Origin of the sequence: Mesorhizobium sp. WSM4312 (assembly GCF_002294875.1) — a bacterium.
GTDB lineage: Bacteria > Pseudomonadota > Alphaproteobacteria > Rhizobiales > Rhizobiaceae > Mesorhizobium.
Genome location: NZ_NSFU01000012.1, coordinates 211964 through 229224 on the forward strand (window position 1 = coordinate 211964; position 17261 = coordinate 229224).

19 protein-coding genes and 1 pseudogene are annotated in these 17261 nt (G+C 61.1%); 11 read left to right on the forward strand and 9 right to left on the reverse strand.

All coding sequences use genetic code 11. The features are described 5' to 3' along the window. Positions 1–3 precede the first annotated feature (3 nt). Both CK228_RS21790 and CK228_RS21795 read left to right on the forward strand, forming a co-directional pair. A complete protein-coding gene (locus CK228_RS21790) occupies positions 4–300 on the forward strand; it encodes a putative quinol monooxygenase (RefSeq protein WP_095789171.1) in 297 nt (98 codons plus the stop codon). A 20-nt stretch (positions 301–320) separates the two neighbouring features. Next, positions 321–1079: an alpha/beta hydrolase gene (locus CK228_RS21795; RefSeq protein ID WP_095789172.1), complete on the forward strand. Its 759-nt coding sequence runs from the start codon at positions 321–323 to the stop codon at positions 1077–1079. 722 nt (positions 1080–1801) lie between these two features. On the opposite strand, the gene CK228_RS21800 is transcribed toward CK228_RS21795, so the two are convergent. Further along, positions 1802–2272, reverse strand: coding sequence for a hypothetical protein (locus CK228_RS21800; protein ID WP_095789173.1), 471 nt, complete (start codon positions 2270–2272; stop codon positions 1802–1804). A gap of 111 nt (positions 2273–2383) precedes the next feature. On the opposite strand from CK228_RS21800, the pseudogene CK228_RS35835 reads away from it, so the two are divergent. Continuing rightward, positions 2384–2485 (forward strand): annotated as a pseudogene (locus tag CK228_RS35835) (shikimate dehydrogenase); the annotation flags it as partial. 98 nt (positions 2486–2583) lie between these two features. Here the strand turns inward: CK228_RS35835 and CK228_RS21810 are convergent. The 5 genes from CK228_RS21810 to CK228_RS21830 are packed head-to-tail and all read right to left on the reverse strand — an operon-like array spanning position 2584 to position 7082. Continuing rightward, entirely contained in the window at positions 2584–3609 is a 1026-nt protein-coding gene (locus CK228_RS21810) for a leucyl aminopeptidase (protein WP_095775920.1), read from the reverse strand. Positions 3610–3659: 50 nt separating this feature from the next. After that, the gene (locus tag CK228_RS21815) at positions 3660–4349 is read right to left on the reverse strand and encodes an N-carbamoylsarcosine amidohydrolase (RefSeq protein WP_095775919.1); all 690 of its coding nucleotides are present in this window, start codon (positions 4347–4349) and stop codon (positions 3660–3662) included. Between the two features lie 11 nt (positions 4350–4360). Beyond that, the gene (locus CK228_RS21820; RefSeq protein ID WP_095789174.1) at positions 4361–5116 is read right to left on the reverse strand and encodes an Asp/Glu racemase; all 756 of its coding nucleotides are present in this window, start codon (positions 5114–5116) and stop codon (positions 4361–4363) included. Continuing rightward, a complete protein-coding gene (locus CK228_RS21825; protein WP_095789175.1) occupies positions 5113–5937 on the reverse strand; it encodes an alpha/beta hydrolase in 825 nt (274 codons plus the stop codon). The genes CK228_RS21820 and CK228_RS21825 overlap by 4 nt, the downstream gene beginning before the upstream one ends. Then, the gene (locus tag CK228_RS21830; RefSeq protein ID WP_095789176.1) at positions 5937–7082 is read right to left on the reverse strand and encodes an FAD-dependent monooxygenase; all 1146 of its coding nucleotides are present in this window, start codon (positions 7080–7082) and stop codon (positions 5937–5939) included. The genes CK228_RS21825 and CK228_RS21830 overlap by 1 nt, the downstream gene beginning before the upstream one ends. 390 nt (positions 7083–7472) lie before the next feature. Here CK228_RS21830 and CK228_RS21835 point away from each other — a divergent pair, with 390 nt between their 5' ends. From CK228_RS21835 to CK228_RS35360, 4 genes are all read left to right on the forward strand, one after another. Beyond that, entirely contained in the window at positions 7473–7952 is a 480-nt protein-coding gene (locus CK228_RS21835; RefSeq protein WP_095775915.1) for a MarR family winged helix-turn-helix transcriptional regulator, read from the forward strand. A 37-nt stretch (positions 7953–7989) separates the two neighbouring features. After that, positions 7990–8493 (forward strand): (2Fe-2S)-binding protein, encoded by a 504-nt coding sequence (locus CK228_RS21840; protein ID WP_095789177.1) that lies wholly within the window; start codon positions 7990–7992, stop codon positions 8491–8493. Beyond that, positions 8490–12056 (forward strand): molybdopterin cofactor-binding domain-containing protein, encoded by a 3567-nt coding sequence (locus CK228_RS21845; protein WP_095789178.1) that lies wholly within the window; start codon positions 8490–8492, stop codon positions 12054–12056. Before CK228_RS21840 ends, CK228_RS21845 begins: the two co-directional genes overlap by 4 nt. Positions 12057–12135: 79 nt before the next feature. Beyond that, entirely contained in the window at positions 12136–12309 is a 174-nt protein-coding gene (locus CK228_RS35360) for a hypothetical protein (RefSeq protein ID WP_179295998.1), read from the forward strand. Positions 12310–12490: 181 nt separating this feature from the next. Here CK228_RS35360 and CK228_RS34830 read toward each other — a convergent pair whose 3' ends face one another. Then, positions 12491–12775, reverse strand: coding sequence for a hypothetical protein (locus CK228_RS34830; RefSeq protein ID WP_143750612.1), 285 nt, complete (start codon positions 12773–12775; stop codon positions 12491–12493). 135 nt (positions 12776–12910) lie between these two features. Next, on the reverse strand, positions 12911–13603 hold the full coding sequence (locus CK228_RS21850; RefSeq protein WP_095775912.1) for an alpha/beta hydrolase: 693 nt from the start codon (positions 13601–13603) through the stop codon (positions 12911–12913). A gap of 102 nt (positions 13604–13705) precedes the next feature. Here CK228_RS21850 and CK228_RS21855 point away from each other — a divergent pair, with 102 nt between their 5' ends. Next, on the forward strand, positions 13706–14629 hold the full coding sequence (locus CK228_RS21855) for a LysR family transcriptional regulator (protein WP_095789179.1): 924 nt from the start codon (positions 13706–13708) through the stop codon (positions 14627–14629). Positions 14630–15105: 476 nt separating this feature from the next. Here CK228_RS21855 and CK228_RS34835 read toward each other — a convergent pair whose 3' ends face one another. Further along, entirely contained in the window at positions 15106–15384 is a 279-nt protein-coding gene (locus CK228_RS34835; protein WP_143750613.1) for a hypothetical protein, read from the reverse strand. A 155-nt stretch (positions 15385–15539) separates the two neighbouring features. Between CK228_RS34835 and CK228_RS36340 the strand changes: the two genes are divergently transcribed. The 3 genes from CK228_RS36340 to CK228_RS21865 all read left to right on the forward strand — a co-directional run bounded on the left by CK228_RS36340 (position 15540) and on the right by CK228_RS21865 (position 16636). Further along, positions 15540–15674 (forward strand): hypothetical protein, encoded by a 135-nt coding sequence (locus CK228_RS36340; protein WP_280951035.1) that lies wholly within the window; start codon positions 15540–15542, stop codon positions 15672–15674. Between the two features lie 50 nt (positions 15675–15724). Next, a complete protein-coding gene (locus CK228_RS21860) occupies positions 15725–16246 on the forward strand; it encodes a hypothetical protein (RefSeq protein ID WP_245318375.1) in 522 nt (173 codons plus the stop codon). Between the two features lie 87 nt (positions 16247–16333). Beyond that, positions 16334–16636 (forward strand): YdhR family protein, encoded by a 303-nt coding sequence (locus tag CK228_RS21865; protein ID WP_095775909.1) that lies wholly within the window; start codon positions 16334–16336, stop codon positions 16634–16636. Positions 16637–17261 lie beyond the last annotated feature (625 nt).

Genomic DNA, 17261 nt, shown 5'->3' on the forward strand with positions numbered 1-17261 from the left:
ATCATGTCGACCGGCGTCAAGATCGTGGGAATCCTTACCGCTCGGCCAGGCAAGGCCGCGGAGCTCCGGCGGTTACTGTCCGCCACGCGGGTATCCAGCCGGGGGGAGCCCGGCAATCTGCGGTGGGACATCTGGCACGACCGGGCCAATTCGGACCGCTTCATACTGGACGAGCTCTACTTGGACGACACGGCGCTTACGGCCCATCGCGAGACGCCGCACTTCAAGGAGTATGCGCGCAAGATCGGCGATCTGGCAGAACGGACACCGATCGTTCTCGACCCGGTCGAGGTCACTTGAAACGCTAGGAGAACAGGACAATGAAACGTGCAATTACGGGATTGCTCGCAGCCATGATCGCAACTGCTTCCGCGCTCGCAGCCTCGGCTGCCGAAAAGGCTGTCTCAATCGTGCTCGTTCACGGTGCCTTCGTCGATGCCTCCGGGTGGCAGGCCGTCTATGACATCCTGTCTGCGGAGGGTTACGAGGTGCTGGCGGTGCAGAACCCGACTGTCACCCTTGAGGGCGATGTTGAAGCGACCCGCCAGGTTATCGCCAGGGCCAAGAAGCCGGTCGTGCTGGTAGGCCACTCCTATGGCGGCGCGGTCATCACCGAGGCTGGCGATCTGCCCAAGGTCCAAAGTCTGGTCTACCTCGCCGCCTTCGCACCGCAGGCCGGAGAATCCGTCTTCGACATCGCAACCGTGCCCACGCCTGGCGAGGATAAGGCGCCGCTGCTCCCGCCAAGTGATGGTTTCCTTCTCGTAGATTCGGAGAAGTTTCCAGCTGCCTTCGCTGCCGAGGTCGATCCCACGAAGACTCGCTTCATGGCGGATGCGCAGGTGCCCTGGGGTCTGGGAGCCGTGCAGGCAAAGATCACTGCCCCCGCTTGGAAGGATAAGCCGACCTATTTCATGGTGACAACTGGAGATCATATGATCCCACCCAGCCAGCAGCGCGCCATGGCGGCACGTGCGAAAGCAAAAGTGGTGGAGATCGACTCCAGCCACGCGGTGATGCTCTCGCATCCTCAGGAAGTCGCCGACTTCATCGCCGGCGTGGCCGCCCAGACGAATTAGTGGCCTGTCGTAACTCATAGACAGGCAGCCGGAGACAGAGAGACCGCCTCGCGGCAGTCTCTCTCCATCCAGCGGGTAGGGGGCTCGTCAGCTACGCTGAACTGCGGCCACCGCCTTACGGATGGCCGGCGTCGGCCGCGTCCAAATGCTTGAGCGACCGAAGGATCCGATGGCGGCTGTTTCGAGTTGAACCCCCAGAAGCGGCGAGTCCGCTTCCGGCCCCGATCGAGACGATCCTTACTCGTCCCGGAGCGTCGTCAATGGCGCTACCGCGACCTTCCAATGTGAGACTGAAACACCGTCACGGTCTTCACCGCGCGTTAAAGTGAGGCGCTTATCGGATGAATGTCGCGCTGTAGGTGGGACAAAAACATCGAAAAACATTGGAACAGATTTGAATGCTTCGCGATCCCACTGATCCCTAACCACTTGATTATGCTTCTTTTCCAAACATCCTCCGGGCCCACCATGATCTTTGATTTTGTTGACGAAAATTCGACTCAACCCAAAACGTTCTGGGCACATTGTGGGCCACCCGTGCCTCAGTCTGCCTGCGGTCCTCGCCGACTTCACCAAGGTTTTGTCAATTCGTTGGATCAATAGGCTTGGCTCGCGATCATTGCCGGGTTGATATCTGCCAGTTGCATGTTGGTTGCCGCGCTCACAGTCGCACCGTAGTAGCGGCCGTCGGCAAGCGACCTACCGAGCCGAAACAGGTGCAATTAAATGTCAGCGCGGTCGAAGCCCGGGGACCCATAGATGCGTATTTCGCTGCCCTCAAAGGCAGGCTGAATGTCAGCAATGCCCAGCGTAAGGTTGCTTTGGTTGATCTCCCGTTCAAAATCAGCTTGCAACTGCCTTTGGAGAACCTCAACCTCTCCTGTCCCTGCATAGCTTTCGATAATGCGAGGGCTTCCAAGTCCGAGTCGTCTTTGTGGGCTTGTAGCATCTTCGCTGATCACGGGTCGTTCGACGATGGCGCAGAACGTCGCTTCGCCCACTGTTATATGTGCGGAATAAACTAGCCGCTCAGCGCCGACCGGCACCTTCTCAAGATCTGTAAATTCCAGATCGCACGTTACACCTTTGACGGCGACTACCTCTTGAAAGCGCGCCAGTTCGACCCCTGCTTTTGCCACGTCCGCGATTGAAATTTCTATATCATCCGTCGCGAGCGACTGCAGAAACAGCAAGGCCGGGTATATATATTGTTATTGCCTTGCCCAAAGGGACTCGAACCCCTTAATAACCAAGCGCTCTACACGGCTCTCAGTCGCGTTGGTGCGTGATGCCACGAATGGGGCCTACGATTGGTCGAGCTCGACCTCGTCTCACTGACGAGCGTCCGGGCTTGCGCTGATGCGCTCCTGTCCGATGGTGGGTCGTTCGACCTCATCATATCCAATTGTCAGAAAACTGCATCGTGTCTGTTGCATGTCCCACCAATGTTGAAAGAGTTGGTTTGAACGACGCTGGTGCACTCCGTGAGTGCCGGCAGTTTCCTCTATTGGCTTTGCTGCATTTCCTTAACGACGATGTCTCCGTCCACCACGATCGGTTCGTCATCCAGGAAAAGACTGCAACCGCGCATCGGAATGTCCAGGTGGCAGGCGGTGTCATTGGGGCCGCCGAGTTCGTTGTTGGGGCCTGTCGAAAACATCACGTTGCCGTAGAAGGAGCGCAACTCCATGCCCATGCCGCCGGGAAACTGTGTCAGGCCGTGCCACTGCGCCCGGTGGTCGAGGCCCCAGCCGACATGGCTCATGCCCATGCCGCGCGGGTCCTTGAACTCGCCCATGTAGGATTTGATCAGCTCGGCTTCGAGCCCGCCGCGGATGTCTTGAACGAAGCCTTTTTCGATCGTGTAGACGACCGGTTCGCGCACATAGGTGTTGAATGGCAAAAGCACGTCGCCAGGCGCCAGCACGATCTTGCCGTCGACACCGTCGTCAGCGCCGCCGGTGAAGACGAAGGCCGCTGGCCAGTGGTCCCAGCGTCCGGGCTGGTCGGTGTAGCCGTATTCTCCAACCGTCGGATAAACGCCAAGCCTGTAGATCACGTCGGTGCCGTGGCGGGAGGTGATGCGCATGGTCTTGGCCTTCGACAAAAGCGCCTCGCCGATTTCGACGCGCTCGCGCAGTTCCTTGGTCGGCAGCAGCCGGGCAAGCAGCGGCGCGGGTTCGACGGCTGTCAAGACGCGCGCACCGGCCGCCTGGATCGCCATCTGCTCCGGGCTGAACAAAAGAAAGATGAGGTCGACGACCATGTCGGCCTGCTTCAGCGCTTCGACCGCCTCGGGATTGGCGGCCAGGCCGGTCTCGCCGACCGCCCAGGCGCCATTGCCGGGCAGCGGCGGGGGCAGGCGCATGTGGTACATGCGTGCGCCGAGGCGCTGGCCGGCGGCGAGGAACGCATCGGCATAGTCGAGGCGCTCGCTGCCTTGCGACAGGACGATAACCTTCTCGCCTTCGTGCACGCCGCTGAGCGTGAGCTGGTGCAGGCAGATTTCAGTCAGAACGTTGCGGTCCATCCAGCGATCTCCTTTGCAATGTGGGCGGCATCGCGGCCCATGGGATTCAGTTATGCGTTCTGCTTGGGCGCTCTTCGCTGGCCGGCGCGCCCGATTTCGTCCAGCGCCTCTTTCAGGCCGACGACGTCGCCATATTTGGCATCGATGTCGAACAGGTTGGCTTCATGGGGCCCGGCGTGCCGGTCGCCAACGCAATCCCTGACCACGATGGTTCGGAATCCGTGCTGGACTGCGTCCACTGCGGTTGCCCGGATGCAGCCGCTGGTCGAGCATCCGGCGAGTATGACGGTGTCTACGCCGTCGGCATGCAGCATCGGCGCCAGGCTCGTGCCGAAGAAGGCGCTGGCATACTGCTTGGTGACGACCAGTTCATCCGGCAACGGTTCGACGCCGTCGCAGAATTCGGCCAGCGGACTGCCGGGGACCAAGGCTGCCATCACCGGCGCCTTCTTCACCCAGATCCCGCCGTCGGCGCAGCTCGGCGCGCGGTAGAGGATGTTGGTGTGGACCACCGGTACGCCGGCTTGGCGCGCTGCCGCCAGCAGTTCGGGCGTGCGCGCTACGGCCTCCACCACGCCCTGTGCGAAGAGCGGCGCGCCAGGGGTCGTGTAGGCCTTCATGAAATCGATCACCAACAGCGCCGGCTTGCGACCGAAGCCGATGCGACTGCCCCAGACGCCGCCGTAGTTGTCGGCTGCCGACTGCGTTTCAGCCTCTATGGAAATTGTCGGCTGAGTCATGGCCGTCTCCCTCAGTACGCGCCGGAAAGCAGCGCGCCGGCGCCGGGAACGACTGGCTCCAGGCCGAGCGCCTTCAGCAGGCCGTAGGTGGTGGCGACCGCCGCCGTCAATACCGGTTTTCCGGTAAGGGCTTCGACCTTGGCGATGACGGGCAGCGACGGCATCTGCACGCAAGCCGACAGCACGACCACGTCAACACCTTCGAGGTTCATGCCGGCAACGATGCCGGGCAGGTTTTCCGGATCGTGTCGCGCCACGTCGAGGTTGTCGGGGATCTCCAGCGCGCGCCAGTCGACGACGTCGAAACCTTCCTCGCGGATGTAGTTGACCACCAGTTCGGTCAGGGGCCGCACATAGGGCGCCACGACGGCGATGCGCTTGGCCTTCATCACCTTGAGGCCGTCGATCAAGGCGCCAGCGCTGGTGACGACCGGGATGTCGGCGCCGTTCTCCTGCGTGCGACCGCGCAACCGCGCCTCTGACTGCCTATGGTAGCCGAGCCCCATCGCCATGATGGCGACTAGGCAGGCATAGCCGAGCACGTCGACCTTCGCATCTGAAAGCTCGGCCGCGCAGCGGTCGGATTCGCCGTCCATGGCGGCAAGCTCGTCCTTGCTCACCGTCTTCATGCGCATGCGGCTCGAATGGAATGTGAAGCGCTCGGGGCGGATGGCCTGGCGCGCCAGCAGCATCGCCGGGATCTCGGTTTCCATGGTCGTATTGGAGCTCGGCACGATCTGGCCGATCCGGAACGGTTTCGTGGTCATGCCGTTTTCCTCGCTGCCAGAGCGGTTCCGAGCAAGTGGTCAGCCGCGGCTAGAAACCCTTCGAGATTGTCCCAGGGGATCATGTGTCCGGCATCGGGCACGCGCTCGATGCCGATGCCGGGGTTGAGCGACTGAATTTCCGCTTCGTCGGCAGGTTCGATGACCCCGCCGCGCGTCGCCACCATGAGGCCAGCGGGGACGGGAAGGCCGGGCAGATCCTGGTGGATGTCGTCGGTGTGGAAGCCCTCGAAGGCGGTAACGATAGCGGGTTCGTAGCAAGTGTGCAGCCACTCGGCGCGCAGCGCGCGCTGCTCGTGGCTCCATGTCGGACAGAACGCACGCATCGCCTCGGCATCCATGCCCATTTCTGCCTGCCGTATCGAATCCACATACCAGGACAGCTTCGACGGGTAGGCGCGGCGGTCCGGCCCCGAGACGGGCGGGTCGACGAGCAGGAGCCGCGCCATACCGGCCGGGTTTCGCGTCGCGGCGCGGATTGCGATGCGCGCGCCCATGGAATGGCCGAGCACCGTCACGCCGGAAAGACCGAGCGCGGCGATGAAGCCGGTCAGGTCATTGGCAAGGCAGTCGAGTTGGTAATCGAGGCCTGGGCCGGATTGCGACAGACCGCGGCCACGCACATCGAGGACGTAGACATCGAATTCGCAAGCAAGCCTTTCAGCGACGAAGTCCCAGGTCACGGCCGGGCTGGTGATGCCCGGCACCAGCACCAGCGGCGCTCCCGCGCCGAGATGGTGCCGGTAGTGCTGGCGGATGCCGTTCGCGAAAACGTTCGCGCCTGACGTTGCCATGGCGCTCATCAGGCAACCTCACTCTTCAACGTGGCGCCATAGACGTCGTAGCCGAAGACCCAGGCCGGATCTTCCTGGCTGCGCAGCCAGGTGTTGGCATTGGACACCGCCTGCACGCGCGAGGCGCGATCCCTGCGATTCGCTTCGTAAAGGGCGAAGGCGGCTGCGTGATCTCTGGTCCCGGTTTCGCCCAGGCACCGCGCAAGCATGGCGGCATCCTCGATGGCCATGGCCGCGCCCTGTGCCATATGCGGTTTCATTGGATGGCAAGCGTCGCCGAGCAGCACCAGCCGGCCCTCGCTCCATACCGGCAGCGGCTTGCGGTAGAGCAGCGGCCATTTGGTGACCTCGTCGCTCGCGTCGATCAGTGAGTCCACCACCGGATGGCAGCCGGCAAACGTGTCGCGCATCTCTTCGCGGCTGGAGGGTACGAAAGCCCCATCGAAGTCCCAGGCCGGGTGAGGGACGCCGGTGACGTAGTAGTATTCGCTGCGGTCCGCCGTGGTGTGGTAGACCATCATGTGGCGGTCCTCGAACCACCATTTCACGCAATCTTCGAAGTCGAGGCCGTAGCGGCTTAGCTTGTCGGACGAAATCACCGCCCTGTGGGCGACCCAGCCGCTGTAGTTAGGCTTTTCCTTGCCGAGCAGTGCTTCGCGCACCTTCGAATTGATGCCGTCGGCGCCGATAACGATCTCGGCTGTGACTCGAGTGCCGTCGGCGAAGCTGAGTTCGACGCCGGCGCCATTGTCCGTCACCGCGTCCAGCCGCTTGCCGAAGTGCAGGTTTTCCGGGCGCAACAGCGATACCTGGAGCGCGTGCAGATCGCCGCGATGGACGGTCACATAAGGAGCGCCATACTCTTTTTCGGCGAACGCGCCGAGCCGAATTCGGGAAAGATACTCGCCGGAGCGCCCATCACGGCTGAACCAGAAATCGGGCTTCGACCCCATGTCAACGACAGCGTCTTCCATTCCGAGTTGACGAAACACCCGCATGACATTGGGACCCATGTGAATGCCGGCGCCGATGCGTGCGAAAGCTGGAGCCTGTTCGAAGACGTCGACATGAAAGCCGGCTTGCTGAAGTAGGCTGGCAGCGGCAGCGCCCCCGAGACCGGCGCCGATGACGGCAATTTGCGTTTGGATTGGCATGGGCTCGTTGACCCTCCGTGTGAATTTAGAATCGCGATCGTCCCTGCATTTTATAGAGTATACACTCTAAATGTCAATCGAAAAATAGGGCGGTGGTAAAAAGTTCGGCGCAAATATGAGGTTTGACACCGTCTTCAAAACAGATATTATAGTGTATGCACTTTTTTATCGCGCCTGTACGACAGGACTCCCGTGCGGCTTACGGCCCTACAAAAGGCACGCAGCGCGGGCAACCGCGTCTTGGCTTCCGCAGATCCGGCTGCCGAAAGGCTCTCGCGCAATGCGGCCCGCAAATCGGACATAAAAGCAGCAACGGAAGCTGTCTTGCCTTGCGCAACGCGGGCGTTTTATGCATGCGTCGAGTGCTACGACTTTGGAGCGGAACGCGCGGTGCCGGATCACAAGCCAAACGAAGCGGATCGGATCGAGAATGCGGATCGCTATGTTTTCACGGACCAGGTCGGCTACCTGCTTCGGCGGGCCTACCAGCGACATCTCGCAATCTTCCAAGCGAATGTTGGCGATCCGCAACTGACGGCAGTTCAATTTTCGACACTGTGTGCGCTAAAGGACAGCGGCCCTCAGTCGCAAAGCGAACTCGTGAAGGCAACAAGCGTCGACCAGGGCACAATTCGTGGGATCATCGACAGGTTGAAGAATCGCGACTTGATTGCGTTTTCGAAGGACGGCGCGGATGCGCGCAAGGTAATAGTCTCCATCACGACCGCCGGTCTGCAATTGCTGGAAGCAGTCGTGCCGCATGCGAGAGATGTCACCGAACTGACCTTAATGCCCCTGAATCCTGCCGAACGAATGGCACTTCTCCACACGCTTCGCCTCCTCGGAGAGGATACGGATCCGAACGACTGAAGTACGCCATAGTGCTTGCAGCCTTCAGCAAGTCTGGATGGCGGCATTGATTGCGCTGAGCGTCAACGGCATGGATGTGCAAGTCTCCGTCGCACCGTCGACGCCGCTTCTCCACGTGTTAAGAAACGACCTTGGCCTGAATGGCCCGAAATACGGTTGCGGCCTGGCCGAGTGTGGCGCCTGTGCCGTGCTCGTCGGCGATACCGCGGTTCGCTCGTGTACGGTGCCGGTCGGGGCGGTCACAGGCCGGTCGATCACGACATTGGAAGGGCTAGGAAAGCCTGAGCACCTTCATCCCGTTCAAGCCGCGTTTGTTGCAAACAACGCCGCCCAGTGCGGCTACTGCATCAACGGGATGATTATCGCCACCGTGGCGTTGCTGAGAAGCAATCCCAAGCCGGACGAGACCGCTATTCGAACTGCCCTGCGCCACCATCTATGCCGCTGCGGCACGTATCTTGAAATCCTTGCTGCTGTTCGCGAAGCGGCTCTGGCCCCATCCGATGTCGCAGTCGCTGAGGCAGAGGAGACGGCTTCATGACCGGCCCGCGCGACCGGCCTGCCGCGGCCTATCTGGCAGATCCCGATACGCTTCTGGTTCTGCGCCCAAATCCTTTGGAGGGCAGGGACGATGAACTGTTCCTTGCGCTCGACGCTAAAGGCAACGTTACGGCGTTCAATGGCCATGTCGATCTCGGCACCGGAATTCGCACTGCACTGGCCCAGATCGTGGCCGAGGAGTTGGATGTTCCATTCGACCGCGTCCGCATGGTGCTTGGGTCGACCTCGGCCACGCCGGATCAAGGAGCGACCATCGCCAGCGAAACCATCCAGATCAGCGCAAAGCCGCTGCGCGCGGCGGCTGCGACGGCGCGCGTTCATTTGCTGCAATTGGCAGCGACCCGCTTCGCCTTGAAGGCGGAAGATCTGGTCATCGAGGAAGGGGTGGTCCGCGCGGGAGATACGGAAACAAACCGCCTGGTCAGCTTTGGTCATCTCATCGCCGGCGCCCACACGCGCCTGTTCATCAATCCGCACGCGCCTCAAAAACATGCTTCGCAATACCGCATCGTCGGCCGGCCGCAGCCACGCACCGACATACCGGCTAAAGCCACCGGCACATTCACCTACGTCCATGACGTGCGTCTGCCTGAGATGCTGCACGGGCGCGTTGTCCGACCGCCCTATGCCGGCTTCGATTCCGGTTCGCACGTCGGTGCCAGCCTGATTTCCGTCGATGAGAACTCGGTGGCCAATGTGCCGGGCCTCGTCGCCGTGGTGGCCGTAGGCGATTTCGTCGGCGTGGTTGCCTCACGCGAAGAGCAGGCCGTCGAGGCCATGCAACGTCTCGAGGTGCGATGGCGCGCCGCACCGGACATGCCCGACCTCAATGCACCGCAGGCGGCGCTGCGCGGGAATCCGTCGACGGCCCGCAAGCTGGCCGATCGGGGAGATGTCGAACGCGCGCTCGGCGCGACAGCCGAGCCGATGCAACGCACTTATGTCTGGCCTTACCAGATGCATGGGTCGATCGGACCGTCCTGTGCGGTCGCCGACTGGCGCCACGACGGCCTGACGGTCTGGTCTGGCACGCAGAACCCGTTTCCGATGCGCGCCGACCTGGCACAACTTCTCGACATGCCGGAAGACCGGATCGTTGTCGAACGACTGGAAGCGGCCGGATGCTACGGACGCAACTGCGCCGACGACGTGACGGCTGACGCCGCCCTGTTGTCCCGGGCTGTCGGCCGGCCGGTGCGGGTGCAGCTTACTCGCGAGCAGGAACACGCATGGGAGCCAAAGGGTGCCGCGCAGGTCATCGATGTGCGCGGCGGCCTGGACGAGGAGGGTGGTCCGGCGGCCTATGACTTTGAAACGCGTTACCCGTCCAATCTGGCGCCGACCCTGCCGCTGATCCTGACCGGCAAGGTTTCACCAGTCGCGGAGGTCGCCTTGATGGGCGACCGCACGGCGGTGCCTCCCTATGCATTCGGCAATCTGCGCGTCACCGTCCACGATATGCCCACACTTGCCCGCGCCTCGTGGTTTCGTGGTGTCTCGGCGCTGCCAAACAGCTTTGCGCATGAATCCTTCATCGACGAGCTAGCGACGGCGGCCAAAGTCGATCCAGTCGAATACCGCTTGCGTTATCTAACCGATCCGCGCGCAATCGATCTGGTGCGGGCCGTGGCCGAACGCGCCAAGTGGAAACCGCATACCAAGCCGGGCACGCATGGCCGCGAGGGCGATATTTTGTACGGGCGCGGCTTTGCCTATGCCGTCTATGTCCACGGTCCTTTTCCGGGCAAGGCAGCCGCTTGGGCGGCCTGGGTCGCCGACGTGGCCGTGAACAAGGTGACGGGCGAGATCGCGGTGACCAAAGTCATCTGCGGTCAGGATACCGGCGCGGTGATCAACCCGGACGGCGTTCGCCACCAGATTCATGGCAATGTCATTCAGTCGACCAGCCGCGTTCTGAAGGAGGAGGTCAATTTTTCTTCCACCGCGGTCGCCAGCCTCGAATGGGGCGCCTATCCGATCATCGGCTTTCCAGAGGTGCCGGACATCGACGTGCTGATGATCCCGCGCCCCGACGAGCCGCCGCTGGGTGCCGGCGAGTCCGCCTCCGTACCAAGTGCGGCCGCGATCGCCAACGCGGTGTTCGACGCCACCGGCATGCGTTTTCGCGAACTGCCGCTGACGCCGGAGCGCGTGCGCGCCGCCCTGAATCCGCTGCCGGCTTCGTCGCCATCGAACGGGAACAGGCGAACGGCCCGAGCCAAACGTTCGCGCCTGCGGTTTGCCTGGCCACTTGCCGGCGCTTTTTCCGGCACGATCGCCCTTGGCGCAGGAATTTTCCCGTTCAATGCGGCCATTGCCCCTGTGGCGCGTCCGCTATCCGATGTCTTTTCGCCTGCCACGATCGAGCGTGGCCGGCTGGCCGCAGCGGCTGGCGCCTGCAACGTCTGCCATGTCGGCGTCACCGGCACGCCCTTTTCCGGAGGCAGGGCTCTCGAAACCCCCTTCGGCATCGTCTATGCCACCAACATCACCCCCGATGAAGCGGCCGGCATCGGCACCTGGTCCTACCCGGCTTTCGCCAGGGCGATGCGCCAGGGTGTTGCGCGCGACGGACACCATCTCTATCCGGCGCACCCCTACACATCTTTCGCCAAAGCAAGCGAGGCCGATCTCCAGGCGCTCTACGCCTACCTGATGGCACAGCCCGCCGTGACGGCCAAAGTACCGCAAACACAGCTCCGTTTTCCCTTCGGTGTACGGCCATTGATGGCAGGGTGGAACGCGCTTTTCCTGTCGTCATCGCCGGCACCGTCCGATTCGGCCCGAAGCGCGGCCTGGAACCGCGGCGCGGAACTGGTCGAAGGCCTTGGCCATTGCAGTGCCTGTCATTCGCCGCGCAATGTCATCGGCGGAGAGATCAAGGGCGCGATGCATCTTGCCGGCGGCGTCGCCGACGGCTGGCACGCACATTCGCTGACGGCAAAATCCTTCGCGCCGGTCGCCTGGAGCGAAAAGGCTTTCTATGATTATCTGCGAACCGGCCACTCGGCCCAGCATGGCGCGGCGGCGGGACCGATGGCTCACGTGGTGGATTCGCTGGCACCGCTTCCCGATGCTGACATCAGGGCGCTGGCGGTCTATCTCGCCAGTTTCAACGTTGGCGGCGAAACGTTCGCGGCCAGCGGATCGATCCAAAGCGTCATCGATGCTGCAAATCTTGCTGCCCCCAAAGCTGCGGCCGCCTTTCCTCGCGGTGCGCGAATGTTCGCAGGTGCCTGCGAGACCTGTCATTCCGAAGCGTCGTCCATCACGTCGCTGGCTCTCAACACCAATCTTCATGCCGATGCGCCGGACAATCTCCTCCATGCCATCCTGGAAGGCGTGTCTGCGCCGGCTGCCTCGCCGCTCAGGACAGACGCGACCGATTTCGGTGTCATGGCGATGCCTGCCTTCGGCGGCGCCCTCGACGATGCCGATCTGGTCGACCTCGTGAACTATCTGAGGGCGCGTTTCGCGCCCGACAGACCGGACTGGCAAGCCGTCCCGGATTCGCTCGCCGCCGTCCGATCCACTCACCATTGATGCAGACTGGAAATATCAGAGTGCCAATGTGCCCTCCGGAAAACATGGTTGGAACGCCCAGGCGAGATTTGGATCGAGCGTGAAAACGGATTTTTCTGGGCTGCCGAAACACACGAACGACATGGGAAGATTTCTGACTTTGGCCCGCGAAAAAGTCAATGAAATCACCGACTCTGGGATGTCCTCCCGGGTCATGAATGTTGATTTTGCACCGAAAAAATCTGTTGGTTGGAGAAGTGACGGCACTTTTTGAAGCGGGTAAGGCGCGTCGTCGAGCGCCACAAAGTGAAAAAAATCGCCCGATTGTTCTCGATATTTGGTGAAACCTCAAAATATTTTTTGCGGCGATTTTCCTTTTAGAATCAACGCCGTAACTTTTTTGACGGTTCTGGTGTCGGACTTTGCACAATTCCGAAAAATATTTGACAGTAATTTCAACGAGTTATAAGCTGGTTAAACAATCGAGTGGGAATGACCGGATACAACCTGCGGCAAAGCAAAGCTTCGGTGGCGATTTTCGCTTGCCGCGCCGTTCCGTTTCTTACTTCCGCTACGCTGTACATTTCTTTCTCTCTGAACTTGCAGGTTCGATCTGCGCCCATGTCGCGGTTGATGTAAAGCGTTTGAAAGGGTGAGAGGCTCTGGCGTAGAATGGCGTGCGCAAAGGCGGGTCCGTTTTGCGCCTGTGCGCAGTGGCGCTCGGCCTCGAGCTGACCCACCTAAAATTCTATCCAATCATAGGAACTTTGACCACGAGCCTAGCGTCATGCGCTCCTTCGCGTGGGCAAAAGAGAGAGGGAGAGGGCCGCCTCGCGCGGTCTCCTCCCTTCCCGATTAGGCCTTTGTCAGTTGTTCTAAACTGCGGCCACTGCCTTCCGGATCACGTCGATCACGACGGCAGGATGGGAAAGCATCGGCACGTGGCTACTCACCACCTCGGTGACATCAGCGCCCATGCGTTTCGAGACCCAGCGCTGCAGGTCGGGATGCACGGTATGGTCTTTCGTGGCTAGAACATACCAGCTCGGCTTTGACTTCCATGCGATTCGATCGGCGCTGAGATTCTGCTGATGGAACAGATCGAACACGGGCGCATAGTGGGTAGCCCATATGAGCTTCTGGTCTGCCTCGGATAGGTCGCCCGCGAAGAATTCAGGGCCATTCGGCAACATCCAGGCGCGTCCATCCGCGACCTCGACCCGCGTGAAGATATCCGATGGGTACTTATCGAGCTGGTTCTGCACCGTTTCGCCGGCATCCGGGGCAACTGCCGCGATGAACACGAGCCCCACGACGCGATCGTCAACGCCGGCGGCGGTAATGGTAGCACCACCGTAGGAATGCCCGACAAGGAGGACGGGATTGCCGACGCGGTTAAGTGTCCGCTTTACAGTCGCCACGTCCTCCTCGAACGAATCCAGGCCATATTGAACAGAGATGACTTCGTGACCGTCTGCCTGGAGCGCTGGAATCACCTTGTTGAAGCATGAACCGTCGGCCCAGATGCCGTGGCAGAACACGATGGTCAGCTTGGATATTGTCGACATTTTGCGGTCTCCTGGTTGATCAAAAGAGACCTAGAGCTGTCTTCCACCGACGACAAAGACTTTGTACGTTCGACCTATGCCTTAAAAGTATAACGGTGACCCATGGAACTCCGACATTTACGCTATTTCGTTGCCGTCGCAGAGGAGGGTAGTCTGCTAACTGCTGCCCATCGGCGGCTAAACACATCGCAGCCTTCGCTGAGCCGACAGATTCGCGATTTGGAAGCCGAAATCGGCGTGATGTTGCTCGAGCGGCAGGCACGCGGCGTAGTGCTTACCCCTGCGGGACGCGTCTTCCTAGATCATGCCCGGCTCGCACTTCTGCAGGTCGAGGCCGCGGTCGATAGTGCTCAGCGGGCGGCGCAGCCGAACAGGCCCGTACTTTCCATCGGATTTCTTGTAGGGCTGGAGGTCACGTGGTTGCCTCATCTGTTGCGCATCATCCGCGAAGAAGTACCGGAAACGGAAGTCACGCTGTGCAGCCTGTCTTCCCCTGAACTTGCCCTCGCGGTGATGCGCGGGAAGCTGGACATGGCCTTCCTTCGCCCCGAAAAACAGAGCCTGGGCCTGACCTTTAAATTGCTGACGAAGGAGCCTCTGATCGCCATCCTGCCAGCGGGCCATCACCTGGCTTCGCGCAAAAAGGTCCGGCCGCAGGACCTTGCCAGCGAAATTTACGTCAGCTCAGCGAGGACGTCTCCGGTATTGCAAGCAGTGATCGAGGCCTACGCATCGAGCGCTGGAATCACGCTGAAACCTAAGTACGAAGGCGAGAACATATCGTCGGCGATGTCACTGGTCGCGTCCACTGGAGGCGTGACGCTCGTTCCGCTGTATGCACAGAATATGCTGACGCCGAACGTCGTTGCCAGGGCGCTCGAAGGTGTGCCTCCGACAGTCGATCTTACTTTGGGATATGCCGACGCTAACTCATCACCTTTGCTCCATCGACTTCTGTCCCGTGCGGACGAGTTGATCGAAAGCGTTCAAAATCAAAGCATCATTCGGTATGCTGAAACGCCATAGTAAAGTTACGGCCCAAAGCATCAACAGCAAAGGGACGTCCGTCTAGGCGATATCCGACGGTCCACTTTGAGGCACGCAGAATGCGCCGTTGGATGACCGGCTTAGTCGCTAGCGTGCATGGAGGCGATTTGACTTACTAAGGTCCGCTTTTGCGCATTGGCCGACCAAATGCTGCCGTTCCGCTGCCGGCTAGAAGCGGCCATATCGCAGTGAAATTCCAAAACGGATGTTCTGCGACTGCGAATGCCAGCTTAGCGCCTTGGACCGCGGTTCGGATTCATGCTGTGGAATGAAAGCATCTGGCCGAAAGCGGACGCATCAGTTCGGATCCCTTGCGGCGCGCCAGTTTTCTGGAAATTAGGGCTTAGAGATTGATGGCGGCCCGGCTTCGGCTGATCATTTGCCGCCTTCAAGTGGTTCCTGTCTTTGGATCAACGGGGATTTAGAACGATCGCCTCGCACGCAGCTTTCCTTTCTCACCAATTGCCCGTGCGGTTCTGCGCTGCACTCTTGAGCACGCGAGAGGCGGATCGATCCAAGCTGTCTGCGCAGGCCGCTTCGACGTCAGCTTTGGTCAAGCCAACGTCGCGCAGATGGAAGTCGGACAGGTGACCAAGCCCGCGCTCTATGTTGCGGCGGGTCCGCCACTCATGGACAAGGGCCGGCAGGCGTTCGAGCGGACGATCAAGAGCAGTGCCCGGCAAGCCCCGTGCGGTCTGGCCTAGTGTCGTTTGCATCACGTTACGCCTGGTCATGGTAAACCTCCGTTGGCCGGGTTGCTCGAATGACGATCACCGTGACGGCAGAAGGCGGGAAGGCGCCAGGGCAGCTTCGGAAGCGCTCCGCTTCAGATTGTGAACTGGCCTTAGTCCTCCGCAAGGCCTAACTTGCGGCAAAGGAGCGCTCAGCGATGACGCGACGGCCTTACGGACTGCTCTGCCCGATCTCGCGCGCCTGCGAGTTCCCGGAGCCGCGCTGGACGATCCAAATCCTGACCGAGCTCTGGAACGGCTCGACCCCCTTCAATGACATTCGCAGGGGGTAGGCAACATCTCGTCCGCCCTCTTGTCGAGGCGGCTCAAGGAGATGGAAGCGTTGGGCCTGGTCGAGCGCGTGGAGGACGAGGCGTCGGGTAACGTCGCCTATTTCCGCACCGAGAAGTCGATCAAGCTCGAGCCGGCGATGAACGCGCTGGCGGAATGGGCGCAATGCAACATCGAGGCCGAGATCGCGCTCGCCGACGTGGATGTTTCGACCCTCATGTGGTTCGTGCGGCGAAAGATCGACCTCGCTGAACTGCCGCGGCGGCGCGCCGTCATCCGCTTCCATTTCCGCGACGATCCCCCACCGAAGTGCCCCCACTACTGGTTTGTGGTCGAGCCGGGCGCGGACTTGCCCGAGCTATGCTCGCTCGACCCCCGCCGAAACGTCGACCTTTACGTCGAGACCGGCGTTGTTTCGCTGGGGGCCATCCTGGAGGGCCGCTCCAGCATCGAGCGTGAGAAAGAAAAGGGCGGCCTTTTCCTGAGCGGCGACCCCGGCCTTGCACGCAGCATGGACCGTTGGCTGCGAACCTTGGTCTATGCGGCGCTCGAGGGAATCGTCCCGCTTTCTTGAAAACCACACTGAGGTTGCAGGGTCACGCGCGGAGGGTCGTTCGTAGCCGCGCAACGCCTACTACAGAGGAAATAAGGGAGGAAAGTCATGTCGGCCAAAATCCTGCAAATCAACTACAAGCTCACCGGCCCGAGGGCCGAGTATGAGCGAGAAAACCTGCCCTATGCTCAACCCATCGCGGACCTACCTGGCCTGCGCTGGAAGGTCTGGATCATAAACGAGGCCCAAAGCGAAGCCGGAGGGATCTATCTTTTCGACGATGGCGCCACAGTGCAAGCCTTCTTGGACGGGCCAATTATTGCGGAGATGAAAGGTGATCCGACGTTGAGCATCAAGGCGTTTGACGTGATCGCGGGACTCACGACCATCACACGTGGCCCGGTGAAGTAGTGTTCTCGGAGGTTAGGATGGCGCAAGCGTCACTTAAGATAACGGGACGAGCGCCTCCCGCTGTCGCGCGTAGGTAAAGCCAGTTCAAGCCAATTTGAGGTTGCCGAGAACGGTGACATCTATGGGACGGCGGCATGTTGCAGCATGTGGCGAGAGCATCGCCAAGCCTGGAGGCGTCGCGCTGCCCCGCTGTGGTGCGAGACCAGCTCGGTAGTCGGCTCCGAGAGTCCGGTTAGAGGCGCAAAGGGGTCACCCGCAATCCGGTCGCGAAGGCCGGCTTTGGGCCAGAAGCGGATCTCTCGCAGTGGAATTCCACAACCGATATTCTCCGACTTTGATGGCAGCTTTGCGCCGAATGTCGGCCGTTGAAGTGAGCTCTGCCGACGCCTGAAAGCGGACATTGACGGCGACCAGGCTGGAGGTCGCGGTTGCGCCACGTGTCGCGTTGAGTTCGGCCTCGGAAAATCAGTTCTGCGCCCCTGAAGGGGACATTCGAGAGTCACCTCGCTCTGTGGAACACCCTCGACAACCGTGTGGCGCGGGCCTAGCATGGGCTCATCGGGCGGAGACCGGCAATGCTCAGTCGGCGCGACTTATTCTCACGGTTCCTTCGGGGTCTCGGAGC

Bases quoted from the DNA above. Each gene is read 5' to 3' on its own strand.
- CK228_RS21790 (WP_095789171.1), top strand. From the start codon at position 4: ATGTCGACCGGCGTCAAGATCGTGGGAATCCTTACCGCTCGGCCAGGC.
- CK228_RS21795 (WP_095789172.1), top strand. From the start codon at position 321: ATGAAACGTGCAATTACGGGATTGCTCGCAGCCATGATCGCAACTGCT.
- CK228_RS21810 (WP_095775920.1), bottom strand. From the start codon at position 3,609: ATGGACCGCAACGTTCTGACTGAAATCTGCCTGCACCAGCTCACGCTC.
- CK228_RS21815 (WP_095775919.1), bottom strand. From the start codon at position 4,349: ATGACTCAGCCGACAATTTCCATAGAGGCTGAAACGCAGTCGGCAGCC.
- CK228_RS21820 (WP_095789174.1), bottom strand. From the start codon at position 5,116: ATGACCACGAAACCGTTCCGGATCGGCCAGATCGTGCCGAGCTCCAAT.
- CK228_RS21825 (WP_095789175.1), bottom strand. From the start codon at position 5,937: ATGAGCGCCATGGCAACGTCAGGCGCGAACGTTTTCGCGAACGGCATC.
- CK228_RS21830 (WP_095789176.1), bottom strand. From the start codon at position 7,082: ATGCCAATCCAAACGCAAATTGCCGTCATCGGCGCCGGTCTCGGGGGC.
- CK228_RS21840 (WP_095789177.1), top strand. From the start codon at position 7,990: ATGGCGGCATTGATTGCGCTGAGCGTCAACGGCATGGATGTGCAAGTC.
- CK228_RS21845 (WP_095789178.1), top strand. From the start codon at position 8,490: ATGACCGGCCCGCGCGACCGGCCTGCCGCGGCCTATCTGGCAGATCCC.
- CK228_RS21850 (WP_095775912.1), bottom strand. From the start codon at position 13,603: ATGTCGACAATATCCAAGCTGACCATCGTGTTCTGCCACGGCATCTGG.
- CK228_RS21855 (WP_095789179.1), top strand. From the start codon at position 13,706: ATGGAACTCCGACATTTACGCTATTTCGTTGCCGTCGCAGAGGAGGGT.
- CK228_RS34835 (WP_143750613.1), bottom strand. From the start codon at position 15,384: ATGACCAGGCGTAACGTGATGCAAACGACACTAGGCCAGACCGCACGG.
- CK228_RS36340 (WP_280951035.1), top strand. From the start codon at position 15,540: ATGACGCGACGGCCTTACGGACTGCTCTGCCCGATCTCGCGCGCCTGC.
- CK228_RS21865 (WP_095775909.1), top strand. From the start codon at position 16,334: ATGTCGGCCAAAATCCTGCAAATCAACTACAAGCTCACCGGCCCGAGG.